General features: G+C 39.2%; 17 protein-coding genes and 1 tRNA gene. 4 read left to right on the top strand and 14 right to left on the bottom strand.

Features of this window, described 5'->3' with window-relative positions; genetic code table 11:
* Positions 1-4: 4 nt before the first annotated feature.
* Positions 5-961: an aldose 1-epimerase gene (locus ACYVM0_RS17575; protein ID WP_460559087.1), complete on the bottom strand. Its 957-nt coding sequence runs from the start codon at positions 959-961 to the stop codon at positions 5-7.
* A 210-nt stretch (positions 962-1,171) separates the two neighbouring features.
* Between ACYVM0_RS17575 and ACYVM0_RS17580 the strand changes: the two genes are divergently transcribed.
* Complete coding sequence (locus ACYVM0_RS17580) at positions 1,172-1,738, top strand: fasciclin domain-containing protein (protein WP_460559089.1); 567 nt, start codon at positions 1,172-1,174, stop codon at positions 1,736-1,738.
* 84 nt (positions 1,739-1,822) lie between these two features.
* Here the strand turns inward: ACYVM0_RS17580 and ACYVM0_RS17585 are convergent, their stop codons facing one another.
* The 8 genes from ACYVM0_RS17585 to ACYVM0_RS17620 form a co-directional block, all read right to left on the bottom strand.
* Complete coding sequence (locus ACYVM0_RS17585) at positions 1,823-2,221, bottom strand: group III truncated hemoglobin (RefSeq protein WP_460559091.1); 399 nt, start codon at positions 2,219-2,221, stop codon at positions 1,823-1,825.
* A gap of 23 nt (positions 2,222-2,244) precedes the next feature.
* The gene (locus ACYVM0_RS17590; protein WP_460559093.1) at positions 2,245-2,670 is read right to left on the bottom strand and encodes a hemerythrin domain-containing protein; all 426 of its coding nucleotides are present in this window, start codon (positions 2,668-2,670) and stop codon (positions 2,245-2,247) included.
* 9 nt (positions 2,671-2,679) lie between these two features.
* Positions 2,680-3,447 carry an ABC transporter permease subunit gene (locus ACYVM0_RS17595; RefSeq protein ID WP_460559095.1) on the bottom strand — a complete coding sequence of 256 codons (768 nt, stop codon included), beginning with the start codon at positions 3,445-3,447 and terminating at the stop codon, positions 2,680-2,682.
* Between the two features lie 20 nt (positions 3,448-3,467).
* Positions 3,468-4,181 (bottom strand): ABC transporter ATP-binding protein, encoded by a 714-nt coding sequence (locus tag ACYVM0_RS17600; RefSeq protein WP_460559097.1) that lies wholly within the window; start codon positions 4,179-4,181, stop codon positions 3,468-3,470.
* Positions 4,178-5,413 (bottom strand): nitrous oxide reductase family maturation protein NosD, encoded by a 1,236-nt coding sequence (nosD, locus tag ACYVM0_RS17605; RefSeq protein WP_460559099.1) that lies wholly within the window; start codon positions 5,411-5,413, stop codon positions 4,178-4,180. The genes ACYVM0_RS17600 and nosD overlap by 4 nt, the downstream gene beginning before the upstream one ends.
* On the bottom strand, positions 5,410-6,429 hold the full coding sequence (locus ACYVM0_RS17610; protein ID WP_460559101.1) for a nitrous oxide reductase accessory protein NosL: 1,020 nt from the start codon (positions 6,427-6,429) through the stop codon (positions 5,410-5,412). Before ACYVM0_RS17610 ends, nosD begins: the two co-directional genes overlap by 4 nt.
* A 73-nt stretch (positions 6,430-6,502) precedes the next feature.
* Positions 6,503-8,497, bottom strand: coding sequence for a Sec-dependent nitrous-oxide reductase (nosZ, locus tag ACYVM0_RS17615; RefSeq protein WP_460559103.1), 1,995 nt, complete (start codon positions 8,495-8,497; stop codon positions 6,503-6,505).
* Between the two features lie 24 nt (positions 8,498-8,521).
* Complete coding sequence (locus tag ACYVM0_RS17620) at positions 8,522-8,995, bottom strand: c-type cytochrome (RefSeq protein ID WP_460559105.1); 474 nt, start codon at positions 8,993-8,995, stop codon at positions 8,522-8,524.
* 256 nt (positions 8,996-9,251) lie between these two features.
* Between ACYVM0_RS17620 and ACYVM0_RS17625 the strand changes: the two genes are divergently transcribed.
* Genes ACYVM0_RS17625 through ric form a run of 3 tightly spaced genes read left to right on the top strand, consistent with a single transcriptional unit; the run spans position 9,252 to position 11,899 of the window.
* On the top strand, positions 9,252-9,845 hold the full coding sequence (locus tag ACYVM0_RS17625) for a Crp/Fnr family transcriptional regulator (RefSeq protein WP_460559107.1): 594 nt from the start codon (positions 9,252-9,254) through the stop codon (positions 9,843-9,845).
* A gap of 60 nt (positions 9,846-9,905) precedes the next feature.
* Complete coding sequence (locus ACYVM0_RS17630; RefSeq protein WP_460559109.1) at positions 9,906-11,138, top strand: hypothetical protein; 1,233 nt, start codon at positions 9,906-9,908, stop codon at positions 11,136-11,138.
* 38 nt (positions 11,139-11,176) lie between these two features.
* The gene (gene ric / locus ACYVM0_RS17635; RefSeq protein WP_460559111.1) at positions 11,177-11,899 is read left to right on the top strand and encodes an iron-sulfur cluster repair di-iron protein; all 723 of its coding nucleotides are present in this window, start codon (positions 11,177-11,179) and stop codon (positions 11,897-11,899) included.
* A 55-nt stretch (positions 11,900-11,954) separates the two neighbouring features.
* Here the strand turns inward: ric and ACYVM0_RS17640 are convergent.
* From ACYVM0_RS17640 to ACYVM0_RS17660, 5 genes are all read right to left on the bottom strand, one after another.
* A tRNA-Arg gene (locus tag ACYVM0_RS17640) sits at positions 11,955-12,026 on the bottom strand.
* A 112-nt stretch (positions 12,027-12,138) separates the two neighbouring features.
* Positions 12,139-12,732: a MarC family protein gene (locus tag ACYVM0_RS17645; protein ID WP_460559113.1), complete on the bottom strand. Its 594-nt coding sequence runs from the start codon at positions 12,730-12,732 to the stop codon at positions 12,139-12,141.
* Between the two features lie 63 nt (positions 12,733-12,795).
* Positions 12,796-13,026, bottom strand: coding sequence for a cysteine-rich CWC family protein (locus tag ACYVM0_RS17650; RefSeq protein ID WP_460559115.1), 231 nt, complete (start codon positions 13,024-13,026; stop codon positions 12,796-12,798).
* Positions 13,027-13,035: 9 nt separating this feature from the next.
* Positions 13,036-15,435, bottom strand: a complete 2,400-nt coding sequence (locus ACYVM0_RS17655; RefSeq protein ID WP_460559117.1) for a ribonucleoside-diphosphate reductase large subunit — start codon at positions 15,433-15,435, stop codon at positions 13,036-13,038.
* Positions 15,436-15,543: 108 nt separating this feature from the next.
* Positions 15,544-16,515, bottom strand: coding sequence for a ribonucleoside-diphosphate reductase small subunit (locus ACYVM0_RS17660; RefSeq protein ID WP_460559119.1), 972 nt, complete (start codon positions 16,513-16,515; stop codon positions 15,544-15,546).
* Positions 16,516-16,601: the final 86 nt, after the last annotated feature.

A 16,601-nucleotide genomic window follows, 5' to 3' on the forward strand; every position in this document is an offset into this window, starting at 1 on the left:
GTAACTAAGGTAAAGAAGTGATGGTATATGTGGTGATAAAACTTTCGGTAGCGCCTGGCGCCAGTACTTTTAAGCCCATGCCATTATTAAATGCATCAGGTGCTGCACTAAGATTTTCAATGGCAATACTTTTGCGGTGTGGTGGCGTATATATTTGTAAATACGGGTAAGTTGCAGCGGGATAAATTGCTAGTTGTAATTTTTTTTCGGGGTCTCTTAAAACACAAAGCGGCTGACACTCTGCAAAATTTACGGTGAAGCAATTATCAAATTCAGCAGTACCGATCTTTTTCAGCGCCCCGTATTCCTGGTAGGGATGTAAGGTACCGGTGGGTATTAACGCCGCATCAAACTCCACTATTTCCTTACTCTGAAATTCCAGTTGCAGCTCATTAATGCTTCCACCAAAAGTAAAGTATGGATGCCACCCATCCTGTATGGGTATCAAACCTTCATCATTATTGGTAACAGCTGTGGTAATAGTTAATGCGTTATCATTTTTTAATTCGTAGGTAACAGTACAGGAATATTTAAACGGATAACCTTTATCGCTCCCAGTATATTGATGTTGTAAACTAACCCCTGCACTTTTTTCGCTGGCCCATGTTGCAGTTACAGTAAACACAACGTCGTATAGTAAACCATGCAAAGCACTGCCATTGAGTAAAAACTTTTCAATGGCATAATTCTTTTCGCCAAATGTATACGTAGCCTTATCTATTCTGCAGGCAAAAGGCGAGAGCTTACTGCTTTTAAAGCCTTTGGCTTCCACATTGGTTTTAAAATCAGCTTCATTTTCAAACCCATCAATTACATTAATAAAACCACCGTTGGCTGCCACTGTAAATGCATTTAGTATGGCACCGCAGGAAGGAATAATCTCCACCCTGGTACCTGTTGCGGCTTCTTTCAGAATGATTTTATCAAAACCTGCCTCAGTTATTGTTACTACATCAAACATAGTTATTGCAATACATATTTAAAACGAAATTAGGAAGGATATGATAGCTATCCAAGAAATATAAAAATCAGTGAAAGCATACCGAAGTTTTGTCAGGTTGGTAAAACGCTGCTGCAATTACCTGTTGAATTGTGATTGCAATCATATTTAAAATTACTTGCCGGGAGTAGATTTACCGGGTCATTTTATTTGTAATTAAAAACCAGGAATATGAAAAGTTCAATAAAAACTGCCCTCGCCTTTGGTACATTATTATTTACGCTCAGCTGCAATTCTTCCGACACAAAAGACAACACCGCGGCGGCATCTTCAGCAGCAACTCCACCTTCGGGGCAATCAGGAGTTCAGGATGACCAGTCGGCCAAAAACGTGGTGCAGGTTGCCATTGGCAGTAAAGACCACACCACTTTAGTAGCTGCTGTAAAAGCAGCTGAATTAGTAGATGCATTAAGCAATGCAGGCCCATTTACTGTATTTGCGCCCACCAATGCTGCATTTGATAAATTGCCTGCAGGTACTGTGGACGGTTTATTAAAACCCGAAAAGAAAGATGCGCTGACTGATATTTTGCAATATCATGTTTCGGTAGGTGTATTTAAAGAAGACATGCTGCAGGACGGGCAATCGATCGGCCAGGTAAACGGCGGCAATATCACCATCAGTAAAAAAGATGGAAAGCTGAAAGTAAATGGAGTGGCCAATGTTATTGCTACCATTCCGGCATCCAATGGCATTGTATACGTTATAGATGCAGTATTACTCCCTCCTGCAAAATAATATTTGCTACATCCAACAGCATGGAAACAAGAAAGCAGCTTTAGTAAAGCTGCTTTCTTAGTGTTACCTTAAACCAGTAATCGCTTAAAATATTTTATCTGCAGCAGAACGATCTGCAAGAATTTTTATTTGCATAACTGTGGCAATGCTGATGGCCCGTTGTTTTGCAAGGTCAGCCGTTTTCCCCTCAAACAACTCATCTACGGTATTGGTAAAAAGCAATATCCATTGTTTAAAATGCGCCGCAGATAAAGGTATAGCACGATGTAAATGTTTATGCATTTCCATAGGGTTTCCCTCGTAAGAGCCGGTATAAAACAAACTGTTCTCCCAAAAATTATACATCACAGGCAAATGTTTTTGCCAGTTTACTTTTACCAGGTCAGTAAAAATATAACCAATGCTTTCATCTGCTTTTACTTTTTCGTAAAAGGTATTCACCAGTAATTCTATATCATTTTTTGACTCAATATCTTTTTTCATGTTGCCTTGTTTATTTCCATTACTCACCATTCGATAGCATTCAATACGTTTCCCGGGCAATGTTCCTGTATCAAAGGAAATAAGATGCGCTCTTCCTTCCTGATATGATCTTCCAGTAATCTTCCCAGTTTATCTAATGCAGCAGGTAATTCCTTTGCATTGGGCAGTGCATCAAACAGGGCTGTTAACTGCAGGTGCTCAAGTATTATTTCGCCTGTTAAAATTTCAATGGCACTATTGTATTTTTTTACCTGGTGCAGTAATATTTCTTCTTTATCAAAATGTTGCCGGAGATTGTCCGTAAAAAAATTTACCGCATATACAGCTTTTGCCCCCGGCTCCTGCGGCAGGCCCTTGTAAGCAGGCGCATCTTTTTGCAATAACCTGGCCAATATTAAAGCACCATGATGTTCTCTTGACAAAGGCGCTAGTGTTTCGTGTCTTTTCATAACAAAAAATTACAGGTCTTTACGGTTAAACTTTCGCAGCGATAACCAGGTGGGTATCACAATCCACATGATCAATATTAAAAACGATAAAGCAACACCCGTTTGCGTACCAAAGAAATTTTTAAAAATAGCGCCTGTATAACCCATCAGTGCAGATACATCCATCTTTAGTAAAATTAATATCCGGCTCAGGTCAATCGGGTTTAGTGCGCTTACACCCACCATAAATTTTTCCATAGGGTAATCAGCAAACTGGAATAATAAAAACAATACAAGGCCATCAAACAATAATGAAAAATACAGCCACAGTAAAATTGTTACCCCAATGCCTTTTGCTTTATCTCTTGTTTTTACAGCGGCCAGCATGGCAATAGCCACAAAAATCACCGATAAGAGTAAACCCGTGCCCGGCATCATAAAACCCGTAGCTGTAGGCTCGTACAATAAAATAGGAATGCCGGCGCCAACAAAAAATGCCAAAGCCAAAGAAGTGCCCAGTCCTGTAAATACACTTAGCCAGATGGTTCTTCTTTTTAATGGCTGACTCACCAACAGCTCTAAAAACTCTGCACTGTTGTACACATAGATGGCGGAAAACATAATGCTTACCAATGGCACAATAATTAAAATAATGTTGAGCAAACTAAGCAAACCTTTTGCTGTATTATCTTCCAGGTTAAACACACTTAAAGAGATCAGCAACAGAAATAAAGTATACGCCAGCATAATTTTATTACGCAGGATATCGATGACCACATATTTAATTATTTTTTTCATCAGTACGTACTGTTTTTATTTTACCCGTTAATTTTTATCATTACGCTTGCAATGGCTTTCGATAATTTTTCCTGGCCGGTGTCTTTGCGCAGGTCTTCAATACTTTTATGAAATTGCAATACGCCATCCTGCATATAAATTACCTGTGTTACAAGGTCATCCAGTTCGCTTAAAATATGGGAGGTGATCAGTATCAGTTTTCCTTTTTGTTTTTCTTTGGTGATCTTTTCTTTTAAAATTTCTGCTGCCACGGGGTCTAATCCTGCGGTAGGTTCATCCAGTATCAATACATCAGGATTAAACAGGAATGCCAACGCTGCACTTACTTTTTGCCTGGTGCCGCCTGATAAAGTACGCATGCGTTTATCCAGCACTTCATTCAGTTTAAATGCTGTCACCAGGTCTTCGTCAAGCACGGCATTTTCCTGGTGACGTATATCTTTCATCATCGATAACATCTGGCCAATACTCATATTATCAGGATAGCGCCCGATCTGCGGCATATAACCAATGTGTGCCCTGTATTGCCAGTCGTGCAGAATATTTTTTCCATTGAAAGTGATAAAGCCGCTGTTGCACACCACCATTCCCAAAATAGTTTTGATGAGTGTTGTTTTGCCGCTGCCATTGGGGCCGATCAATGCAATACATTCACCTTTATTGCAGGTAACCGAAACATTATCTAATGCCGTTAGCTTACCGAATCTTTTAGATACATTACTTGCGATGATCATAGTGGTAAAGGTTTCATTAATGGATGATCGTCTTTTAAATTTTCCGGTGTTAGTGTGGGAATGATCTTTTCTGTCTTATCCAGCAGTGCTGTCATAAAACTCCTGAACAGCATCATGGCCGGCGGATTTTGTTCAATGATCATGGAATACATACTAACCGGGCGATAGGGCACATCGCCTATCTTATCTTTATTTAAATCGTAGCCATCATATTTATCCCAGTAATTATGATTAAAAGTATTCAACACCAAACTTCCGTTTGTACCTATATCAAAAGTATTGTTGAGAAAATTGTTATTGGTTAAAGCAATGTCCATACAGCTGGCCTGTATTTTTAATGCCCAGCCATTATTATCAAATACATTTTTTTCCATACTGATACGGCTGGTGCCTTCCATATGTATGCCGGTGGTATTTTTTGTAAAATGATTATTATCAATATAACTGTCAGAAATTTCTTTCAGCAATAAACCATAAGAAGCATCGCCCCAGTTCTCTTCAAAAAAATTATGAAACATTTTTACATGGTTGCTGAACATTACAGCAACACCGGCGCCGTTATTTTTAAAAATATTGGTGATATACGCATCATTATTACTGAACATAAAATGTAATCCATAGCGCAGGTTACTGAATGAGGTATTGCGCCAGATAACAGAATTGGTTACAAACTCAAAATAGATACCATCCCTGTGGCCCGATATGGTATTGGCGATGATACGCATACTATCACTCTTCCAGCAATGGATACCATTGCCACTTTGCTGCTCTTGTTTGCTGTAAGCCGTTAATGTATTGTTTTCTATGGTGCAATTGGTACCGTATTGTGAATATATACCGAAGAAGGTATCATCCAGGATATTGTTTTTTATCACCACATCCCTGGTATTATAAATTTTAATACCGGCAAAATCTTCAATACTTGATACACCGGAATGAATTACTTTAAAACCATCTACCACCACACCGCCGGCTTTAATGGAAATGATCTCGTACTGATGATCGCCATCCAGCACCGGGTAACCGATACCAATTAAAAAAATGGTTTTGTTGATAACAAGATTTTTTTCGTGGTACTCACCTGCATCCACCATTACGGTATCTCCTTTTGCAGCCATTTGTATTGCCTGCTGAACAGATTTTACAGGCCGTTGTTTGCCGGCGTGTATTATTGTTGCATCAACAGCGTTGATAAAAATCAAAGACAGCAATATTGCAATAAACGACTTCATTCTTTTATCAATTCATTCCAGTTAACAATAGTACCTGTAAAACGTTGTTGTGCTTTTGCCAGGCTGTCCTTATTATCAAAGGCAGCAATATTTCCACCCATCGGGCTTCTGAGGTCTTCGCTTTTTAATAAAGACAATTGGTTTACATTGATCAGTTGATGGGAGTTGCAAAAATCGGTGAGGTAAATATCTTTTATATTAGCCGGTTCAACATCTTTTGTTTTGAGGTAAGATAAAATACAATGCACATCATCAAACTTGTAAATTTTACCTTTTGTTGTCACCAGTTCTGCACCAAACCTGCTGTCGGTAACAGTCATCTTGCAGAAATAACAATTATCAATACCTGCTTTAATCGGCTCCGGTCCTGCATTACAGGAAGCCAGCGAAATGGATAAGAGCAGTGCAATAACGGCAGTGTTAAATTTTATCAGCTGCCCTTTATTTTTTTTCCATGCTGCCACCACCGCCAGAAGTAATAAAGCACCAACGCTAATGAAGATCCATCCGCCAATATCAGGCATTGAGTAAGCGCCAAAATTCAATAGTTGTTTAAAGCCTATCAATGGTGGCTGATAAGCCATTCCCGGAACAATGATAGCTGCATCAGGATTTAAGTTATGGCCATAATTATATTCCCATCTCCAGAAATCATACATCGCCAGAACGCCAAAACCTACAAAAAGTAAAAACAGGATATTGAGTAATTTCCTTTTGCCTGAAATGGCAACAATAAAAAAAAGCAATGCAAAAAAACCGATGATGTATTGCAATATTTTAAACTCCACAAAATCTTCGCTGTGCAGAGTTTTCATGCCAATATAATGATTCAAGCCATTAATGATATCTACATTGCCGGCTAATTTGTTGGGATAGATCATCAGCATTAATCCTTCAGGGTATTGCGGTGCCTGCAGGTCAATTCTCCACATCGGAACAAACAAAACTGCAATCAATCCTCCCCCGCAAAGCAGCAGGATCAATCTCACCCAGTTTTGTATCCTTACAGTTTTCATCTTTTTTAATTTATTATGAAGAGCGGGAGAAAGGAGCAGGTAAACGCCTGCCCCTTTTCACCTGCTCAAAAACCTATTTTTTAGTTGTGGTATCGGCAACAGGATAATTTTTACCTGTGCTGAATAATAATGGCACAGTGCTGCCCGCCGGTGATACTCTTATATAACCCTGCATTTCCTGGTGCAATGCACTACAGAAATCTGTACAATAGAATGGGAAAATACCTGATTTTTCTGCTGTCCATTTTAATGTTTGTGTTTCACCAGGCATAATTAAAAGCTCCCCGGTGTTGGCTCCTTTTATAGCAAAGCCATGTGGTACATCCCAATCCTGTTCCAGGTTGGTAACATGAAAATATACTTCATCGCCTGCTTTTATGCCTTCAATATTATCAGGAGAAAAATGAGACCGGATACAAGTCATGTTTACATCTACCCTATTGCCGGTTCTAACTACTTTTGTTGTGCCTTCTCCTTTAGATACATAAGGATTCTGGTTTTCATCAATCTTAAAAAACTTAACAGAGTTGCCTTTTATCAGATCAGCTGAAACTGCTTGTGCATAGTGTGGTTCACCAATAGTGGGAAAGTCGAGTATCAGTTGCATTTTATCGCCACTGATATCATAGAGCTGTGCACTTTGCGCCAGTTCTGGCCCGGTTGGCAAATACCTGTCTTTAGTAATTTTATTATAAGCAATTAAATATTTTGCATTGGGTTTTTTACTATCGCCACCAGGGATACATAAGTGGCCAACAGAATAATAAGTAGGCGCCCTGTCCAGCACTTTCAGGTCTTTTATATTCCATTTTACCACTTCGCTGGATACAAAGAAAGTAGTGTAGGCGTTACCTTTACCATCAAATTCTGTGTGTAAAGGGCCAAGGCCTGGTTTCTGCACTTCGCCATATAAAGCAGCTTCGTATTTTATTACAGGAATGCCATCATAGTCGCCTGCATAAGCTTTATCAGCAATGGCTTTTATCATTTTATCAAAACTGAACACCGGAATTAAGGCCGCTAATTTTCCACTACCTACAATGTATTCGCCTGTTGGGTCCACATCGCAACCATGCGGTGATTTAGGGCAGGGAATAAAATAACAGATGTCTTTCAATTCCTTTGCATCCAGCACAGTAACTTCTGTTTTTATTTCTGAAGTAGCAGAATGTGTTTTATCGCTGTAAGTGTTGTGTGCATATTTAACCGCCTGCTTTCTTCCTTTACCGGCTTTTAAATATTCTTCTGCTTTTTTCCAGTTTACTGCCATGATAAAATCCTTATCCTTCTGCGAAGCATTTACTTCCAATAAAGTATTGGCCTGTTCAGTATTATAACAACTGAAGAAAAACCAGCCATGAGATTTTCCTTTACCGGCATGGCTCAGATCGAAGTTTACGCCGGGACATTGAATCTGAAAAGCAATATCCATCTTACCATCTTCTTTAGCTACGCTGATGAAACTTATAGTGCCTTTAAAATTTTGTTTATAGGTATTGATAGGAACATCACCGTTTTTATCATCCGGCGGCACGCTGAATCTTGTACCGGCAACAACATACTCTGTATTTTCTGTTATAAAAGGCGAGCTGTGGTTGCCGGCACTGTTGGGTAATTCAATGATTTCTGCAGTGCGGAATGTTTTCAGATCGATCCTCGCCACACGTGGTGTATTATTAGCATTACCAAAAACCCATCGGCCATCAATTTCTCCGTTGGTTTGAGAAAGTTCTGTATGATGCAGATCGTCCCAGGGTACAAAACCATGTGATGTGTTTAACATAGGTTTTGTTTCTTCGCTGTAGCCCCAACCTTTTTCCGGGTCAACGGAAAAAACAGGGATCACACGAAGCAATCTGCCCGATGGCAATCCATAGGTAGCCAGTTGCCCGCTGAAGCCTCCGGATACAAAATTATAGAACTCATCATATTTACCCGGTGCCACATAGGCCTTTTGGGCAGCATCGGCACTTACCGCATTACCGGCATTTTTGGGTTTACAGGAATTAAAACTCATCATTAAGCTTACACTGAGTGCGGCAGCAGCTATTAGTCTTATACTTTTCATATTGTTTGTTTTAAATAGTTATTCTTATTTCACGCCATCGTTCTTACGCTGAAATTCATACAGCGCTCTTGCATCATCATCTGATAAATTCTGGTTGGGCATGCGTACCAGGCATATTTCCAGTTGCGCCTGTGCTTTAGGATCTTTATTCAGCATTTCATCGGTGTTGGTAATAAAATTCATGATCCACACCCCTGTGTGGCGGCTGGTAACGCCTTTCCAACCCGGGCCAACCAATTTTTCTTCGGTAAGCTTATGGCAACTGCTGCATTTTACGCCGTACACTTTTTCGCCGTTTGCTGCAAGGGTGGCATCCAGTGTGGCGCCAACATCCACCTTGGTAAATTTTCCTTCGCCCCTGTTGGGATCATAAGAGGGATTGCCATTTGAACCGGTTGATTTTGAATCATAAGGATCAGTACCTTTTTTATCGCTGCCAGATCCGCCACATGCTGATATAAAAGCTACTATACTTACAATGATTGCTAATTTTTTCATGATAATTCTTTTTTGATTTTAAATGATACCACAAGATTACAGCAGCTGCTTTTTTTTATTTATGCGTTGAATCATAAGTACCGGATAATACCGGGTATTTAGGAAAAGCCGGGTATATTTTGTAGATTTAAAGGGGATTTTGCCGTTGTTCTTTGCTTAATGTGATTATAATCATACCCGGAGATAACCAATGTCAGCGTCTGAAATACACAGGAGAAATATTTTTATACCTTATCCAAGACAATAAACTATGGCCATGATTGACGTTGATACATTGCTTGCCTGGGGGGCTGCTTTTAAAAAGCTCTCTGCCAATGAAGTAATCTTCCGTGAAGGAACAACAGCGCAATTTTACTACCAGCTGGTAAGTGGTAGCATACGCTGGGTAAATATCAATGATGAAGGAAAAGAATTTTTACAGGTGATGATTGAACCCGGTGAATGCTTTGGGGAATTACCGCTTTTTGACGATGAGCCCTTTGCAGCCACTGCCATTGCCGATGAAGATGCTGTAATTATAAGATTACACCGCAGCACTTTTCACGAATTGATAAAAGAGAACCCCGAAATACATTTTGCATTCAGTAAACTATTGAGTGAAAGATTACGTTTTAAGTTTTTTATTTTAAAAGAGATGGCTAATCATGACCCTGAACACAGCATTTCTACCTTACTTAGTTATTTTAAACAAACCCGTAAGAATATCTGCACCAAGTGCAACCGAATAAAACTCACCCGCCAGCAAATTGCCGATATGACAGGGCTTAGGGTAGAAACCGTAATCCGTACCATTAAAAGCCTGCAACTGAAAGGCCAGCTAACCATAGAAAAAGGAAAAGTATATTGCTGATTATGATTTGAATCATAGCCGCCGCTTTTTAAGCGTTGTTTCTTTGTGCAAATATTTTTTATGCCTTTGTACGTACAGCGCCGGATAAAAATTGCCCTGTTCAATTTATTTATTGTAGCTTCTATCGGAGTGGTGTTACGGTATAAAATTGCTTTTTCGCTTCCCTTTATCGATCAGAAACATTTATTACATGGCCACTCTCATTTTGCATTTGCAGGATGGATATCGCAGGCTATAATGATATTACTGGTAGCTTACCTGGCTACGCAAATTGACGAAACCATTTACAAAAGATACCGCTGGTTATTGTATGCCAACCTGTTTACGGCTTATGGTATGCTCATTACTTTTCCCATAGAAGGTTATGGATTGTATTCGATCATCTTTTCTACCCTTTCTATTTTTGTAACTTATTTTTTTGCCGTGTATTACTGGAGAGACCTGAACCAATTAAAAACTAAAACCACTGCACAGCATTGGCTTAAAGCGGCTGTTTTCTTTAATGCGCTATCATCATTGGGCGCTTTTGCTTTGGCAGCAATGATGGTAGCAAAGATTGTTCATCAAAACTGGTACCTGGCGGCAGAATATTTTTATCTGCACTTTCAGTATAACGGCTGGTTCTTTTTTGCCTGCATGGGCTTACTCACTGCAAAGCTTTCTGCCCATGCCGACCCGCTTATTTTAAAAAGAATTTTTTTATTGTTTGTTACTGCAGTTGTACCGGCATATTTTTTATCTGCCTTGTGGATGAACATTCCTGTTTGGGTATATATATTGGTAATAATTGCCGCCTTTGCGCAAGTGATAGCATGGCTGTATACATTAAGCGTTATAAAAAAACAGTTACTCATTTTAAAAAACAGTATGCCGCTTGTTGCCAAATGGTTACTTGTTTTTTCAGGTATTGCTTTAACCATTAAATTGCTGCTGCAACTGGGCTCTACCATTCCTTCGCTCAGCAATCTTGCCTTTGGTTTCAGGCCCATTGTGATCGGTTACCTGCATTTGGTTTTATTAGGTGTGATCACTTTATTTCTCATTGGCTATATGCTTGCGTATAACGCAATAACTATTAATAAAAAGACCATAGCCGGCGTTATTATTTTTACTTCCGGTATTATCGTTAACGAAATATTTTTAATGACGCAGGGTGTGGCAGCATTAACGTATACCAATATTCCTTTTATCAATGAAGCTTTATTAATTGCTGCTCTTATCATGTTTACCGGTTTACTACTTTTACTGGTAAGTCAAAATAAAAAATACAAAAGTGATTTCAATCACAAATGATGATTGCAAAGAGTAACACCTTTGTAAAAATAATTATTATGAAAAATTTATCTGAACAAACATTAGCCACTATCGTAACACAAAACCACCAAACAGTACCGGTACTGGAAAAGTATAATCTTGATTTTTGCTGTAAAGGAAAAAGAACATTATCGGATGCCTGTATAGAAAAAGGTATTTCTGTTGAAGCATTACTGGCAGAGCTGGAAAATGCAACAGACAATGCACCAAAGAATCAATTGCCCTTTACTGAAATGGATGAACAACAACTGATCAGTTATATCCTTATCCATCACCATTTTTATGTAAAGCAAAGCATGCCGGCTATTATATCGCATGTAGAAAAAGTGGCGGCCAAACATGGCGACCGTTATCCTTATATGGTTAAAGTGTTACAACTCTTTACCGAGATAAAAGAAGAAATGACCTTGCATATGCAGAAAGAAGAAATGATCCTGTTTCCAAGAATTAAAGAAGTAGGACAATTGTATAACACTCAACAAAAGGCCGGCCTTGCAGGCGGTTATATCAGCGGTCCCGTAAATGTGATGGAACAGGAGCATGAGCATGCAGGCGACTTGTTGTATGAAATAAGACAACTCACCAATAACTATACCCCACCATTTGATGCCTGTACCACATTTAAAGTAGCCCTTGCCGAATTAAAAGAATTTGAAGAAGACCTGCACAAGCATGTGCATTTAGAAAATAACCTGCTGTTTCCTTTGGCAGAAAAAATGATGGCTACCACAACGGTGTAATAAAATTATAAGGAAAAGCTGCTCTCAAGTAGTTGAGAGCAGCTTTTATATCTTGTGGCCTCGCCAGGAATCGAACCTGGATCTGGAGCTTCGGAAACTCTTATACTATCCATTGTACTACAAGGCCTATTTAATTTATTGGTTAATTGGTTTACTTTTTTATTAGTAAGTCCTACATTAACTAAACCCTTTTGCATTTATACGAATAAACCAATTAACAACTTAACCGGTTAACAATTTTATCTTCCAAACTTTACAATATTAGTTCCAAAAATTTTAACGGCAATGGCAATTAATATTACACCGAAAAATTTTCTTATTACTACCATACCATTAGGACCTAAAACTTTCTCTATCCACTTCAGCGATTTTAATACAATGTAAATAATTACGCAGTTAATTAAAATGCCCAGTAAAATATTGATATCATCATAATTCGCTTTCAAACTCATTATGGTGGTAAGTGTTCCGCTTCCGGCAATCAGCGGAAATGCAATGGGCACCACGCTGCTGCTTTTAGCAGTACCTGTATCGGGTTTAAAAAACTCCATGCCCAATACCATTTCCAATCCCAATATAAAAATCACTATACTACCCGCTACTGCAAAGCTTTTTACATCCAGTCCTAATATATTCAAAAACTGGTTGCCTACAAATAAAAACAGTATCATCAATCCGCCGCTTACCAATGTGGCCTGCGTGGATTTTATATGCCCCCCCATCTTTGCCCGTAATGAAGCCAGCACAGGTACAGAACCTATCACATCTATTATTGCAAATAGTGTAAATGTAACTGAAAGCAATTGCTTAAAACTGTATTCGCCCCATTGCATAATGAAGGTTTTTGCAAAGATAAAGTTCTGCAGTGAGTGTTTAAAACATTTGTGCCAGCTTATTTACCGGTGGCTTTTTGCCTGAGAGAGGAACGGGTGCCTGGAGTTTACAAAGTCGTTTTTCATTTGCAGCAAACATTCCCTGCAGATACAATCACTGAATGCAGCATTGATAAATGCCCTTTCTTCAGCAGATAAGGGCAGGCCGTAGCATTGGCATTGGGTAATATTGCCCACTTTGCATTCAAAAACCTTGTTGCAACGTGGGCAATATTTATCTTCATGAACACTCATGTATAACTTTTAAGAACCGCAACTTACACAACCATCTTCCATACTGCAGGTAGGTCCGTCAACCTGGGTAGCTTCTACAGTATCAATAATGGCAGCCGTATTGTTCACTATTTCTGCATTAGGCATTACAGGCACAATTTCTTCGCTGCCTTGCTTTTCTACCGTAAACTGAACGGCCTGTGTTGCTGCCTGTGAACGCAGGTAATACATACCGGTTTTCAATCCTTTTTTCCAGGCGTAAAAATGCATGGAGGTTAGTTTAGATGCAGATGGATTATCTACAAATAAATTCAGCGATTGCGACTGGCAGATGTAAGCTCCCCTGTCGGCAGCCATATCAATGATATTACGTTGTTTTATTTCCCAAACGGTTTTGTACAGCTCTTTAATATCAGCAGGAATTTCACTTATATGCTGAATAGAACCATTGGCAGCAATAATTTTATTCTTCATGCTGTTAGTCCACAAACCTAATTGCACCAGGTCTTTTAATAAATGCTTATTTACAATGATGAATTCTCCGCTCAATACCCTTCTTGTATAAATGTTAGAAGTGTAGGGTTCAAAACATTCGTTGTTACCAAATATCTGGGAGGTAGATGCCGTAGGCATTGGTGCCACCAATAAAGAATTTCTTACACCGTGTTCTTTCACTTCTGCTTTTAATGCAGCCCAGTCCCAACGGTCGCTTGGTGTCACACCCCACATATCAAATTGAAAAATACCTTTTGAAACAGGTGAGCCTTCATAGGTCTGGTAAGTACCTTCTTTTTTTGCCAGGTCTTTACTTGCTGTCATGGCAGCAAAATAAATGGTCTCAAAAATATTTTTATTCAGAATTTTTGCCAGCTCACTTTCAAATGGCAAACGCAACATAATAAATACATCTGCCAAACCTTGTACACCTAAGCCTACGGGGCGATGCTTCATGTTAGAAGTTTTAGCTTCGGGCACCGGGTAGTAATTATTATCAATCACCGCATTCAGGTTTTTGGTTACCTGGTAGGTTACTTCATATAATTTTTCATGATCAAACTTACCATCAATAACAAAGCGTGGTAATGCCAATGAAGCCAGGTTACACACCGCCACTTCTTCGGGGCTGGTGTATTCCATAATTTCCGTGCATAGGTTACTGCTTTTTATAGTACCTAAATTCTGCTGATTACTTTTACCGTTAGCTGCATCTTTATACAATAAATAAGGCGTACCGGTTTCAATCTGCGATTCTAAAATTTTAAACCATAATTCCTGCGCCTTTACCGTTCTTCTGGCTTTGCCTGCAGCTTCGTAACCGGTATACAGTTTTTCAAATTCAGCGCCCCAGCATTCGCTCAGGCCCGGTGCTTCATTCGGGCAAAATAAACTCCACTCTTCATTGGCTTCTACCCTTTTCATAAACAGGTCACTCATCCACAATGCAAAGAACAGATCCCTTGCTCTCATTTCTTCTTTACCATGATTTTTTCTCAGGTCTAAAAATTCAAACACATCAGCATGCCATGGTTCTAAATAAATGGCAAAAGCTCCTTTGCGTTTTCCACCACCCTGGTCTACATATCTTGCCGTATCGTTAAACACTCTTAACATCGGGATGATACCATTGCTGGTACCGTTAGTGCCGCCAATATAACTGCCTGTTGCCCTGACATTATGTATGGCTAAACCAATACCACCGGCACTCTGAGAAATTTTTGCTGTTTGCTTCAACGTATCATAAATGCCATCAATGCTGTCATCCTTCATGGTTAACAAAAAGCAGGAACTCATTTGTGGTTTGGGTGTGCCTGCATTAAACAAAGTTGGCGTAGCATGCGTCATCCAGCGTTCACTCATTAAGTGATAGGTTTTAACCACATTTTCCATATCATGTTTATGAATGCCTACTGCAACTCTCATATACATGTGTTGCGGACGCTCTACAATTTTACCGTCAACTTTCAGCAGGTAAGATTTTTCTAAAGTCTTAAATCCAAAATAATCAAATGCAAAATCACGGTCGTAAATAATGGTGCTGTCCAGCAGGTCTGCATTGGCTTCAATAATTTCCATTACATCATCAGCAATCAATGGCAATGCTTTACCTGATTTTGTATCTATATAGTCATACAGCTTCCTCATGGTTGCCGAAAAACTCTTCACTGTATTTTTATGCAGGTTACTCACCGCAATCCTGGATGCAAGAATGGCATAATCAGGATGTGTGATGGTTAACGATGCTGCAGTTTCTGCGGCCAGGTTATCCAGTTCGGTAGTAGGTACCCCTTCATAAATACCTCCGATAGTTTTTTTAGCTACATCAATTGCATTTACCATCGGGCTAAGGCCGTATGATAATTTTTCTATTCTTGCGGTTACTTTATCAAATTTTACTGATTCTGTTTTGCCGTTTCTCTTTACTACGAACATAGTGCTTATATAATTTAAATAGTTAGTATCGTGAATTGTGAATCGTCAGTCGTGAATGAAAGAGGCCTATTGTTGTGAGTGTCTCACTCACGTCTCACGATTGACGTTTTAAAAGTCTTCCTCCAAAGAAAACGACTGCGTTTCTTTTGTTCCCATCACCCCTGCCTTTTGATAATCGCCTACTCTTTTTTCAAAAAAGTTGGTTTTGCCCTGCAAAGAGATCATCTCCATAAAATCAAATGGGTTGGTGGTGTTGAATACGGTTGCATATCCTAACTCACTCAACCACCTGTCGGCAACAAACTCAATGTATTGCTGCATCAGTTCTGCATTCATTCCAATTAACCCCACCGGCAATGCTTCGGTAATAAATTCTTTTTCGATGGTTACCGCATCAGTAATTATCTTTTGCACCTGTTGCTCTGTCAGCTGATTCTTCAGCATTTTATATAACAAACAGGCAAACTCACAATGCAAACCTTCATCACGGCTGATCAGTTCATTACTGAATGTAAGGCCGGGCATTAAACCTCTTTTCTTCAACCAGAAAATAGAACAGAAGCTACCACTGAAAAATATACCTTCTACTGCAGCAAATGCCACTAATCTTTCTGCAAATGTGCCGTTATCGATCCAGCGCAAAGCCCATTCTGCTTTTTTCTTTACTGCAGGTATGGTATCAATAGCATGAAATAATTTGTGTTTCTCCTCCGCATTTTTAATGTAGGTATCAATCAGCAAAGCATAGGTTTCGCTGTGTATATTTTCCATCATGATCTGGAAACCATAAAAACACCTTGCTTCCGGCAACTGCACTTCGCTCATAAAGTTTACGGCAAGGTTTTCATTTACAATACCATCGCTGGCTGCAAAAAAAGCCAGTACATGGCTGATAAAATGCCGTTCGCCATCGTTCAGGTTTTCCCAGTCTTTCATATCGCCACTCAGATCAATTTCTTCTGCGGTCCAAAAGCTGGCTTCATGCCTTTTATATTGCTCCCATATTTTGGGATAATTGATAGGCAGTATAACAAAGCGGTCTTTATTCTCTTTCAATAATATTTCGTCGGTGTGCTCCATAATAAAATTTTATACCTTACTGCGTGAATTTTTGGCCACTAATGACACGAATTTTCACGAATAAAAAACAGATCCGTTTTATTTTT

This window comes from Ferruginibacter profundus, from assembly GCF_054783275.1.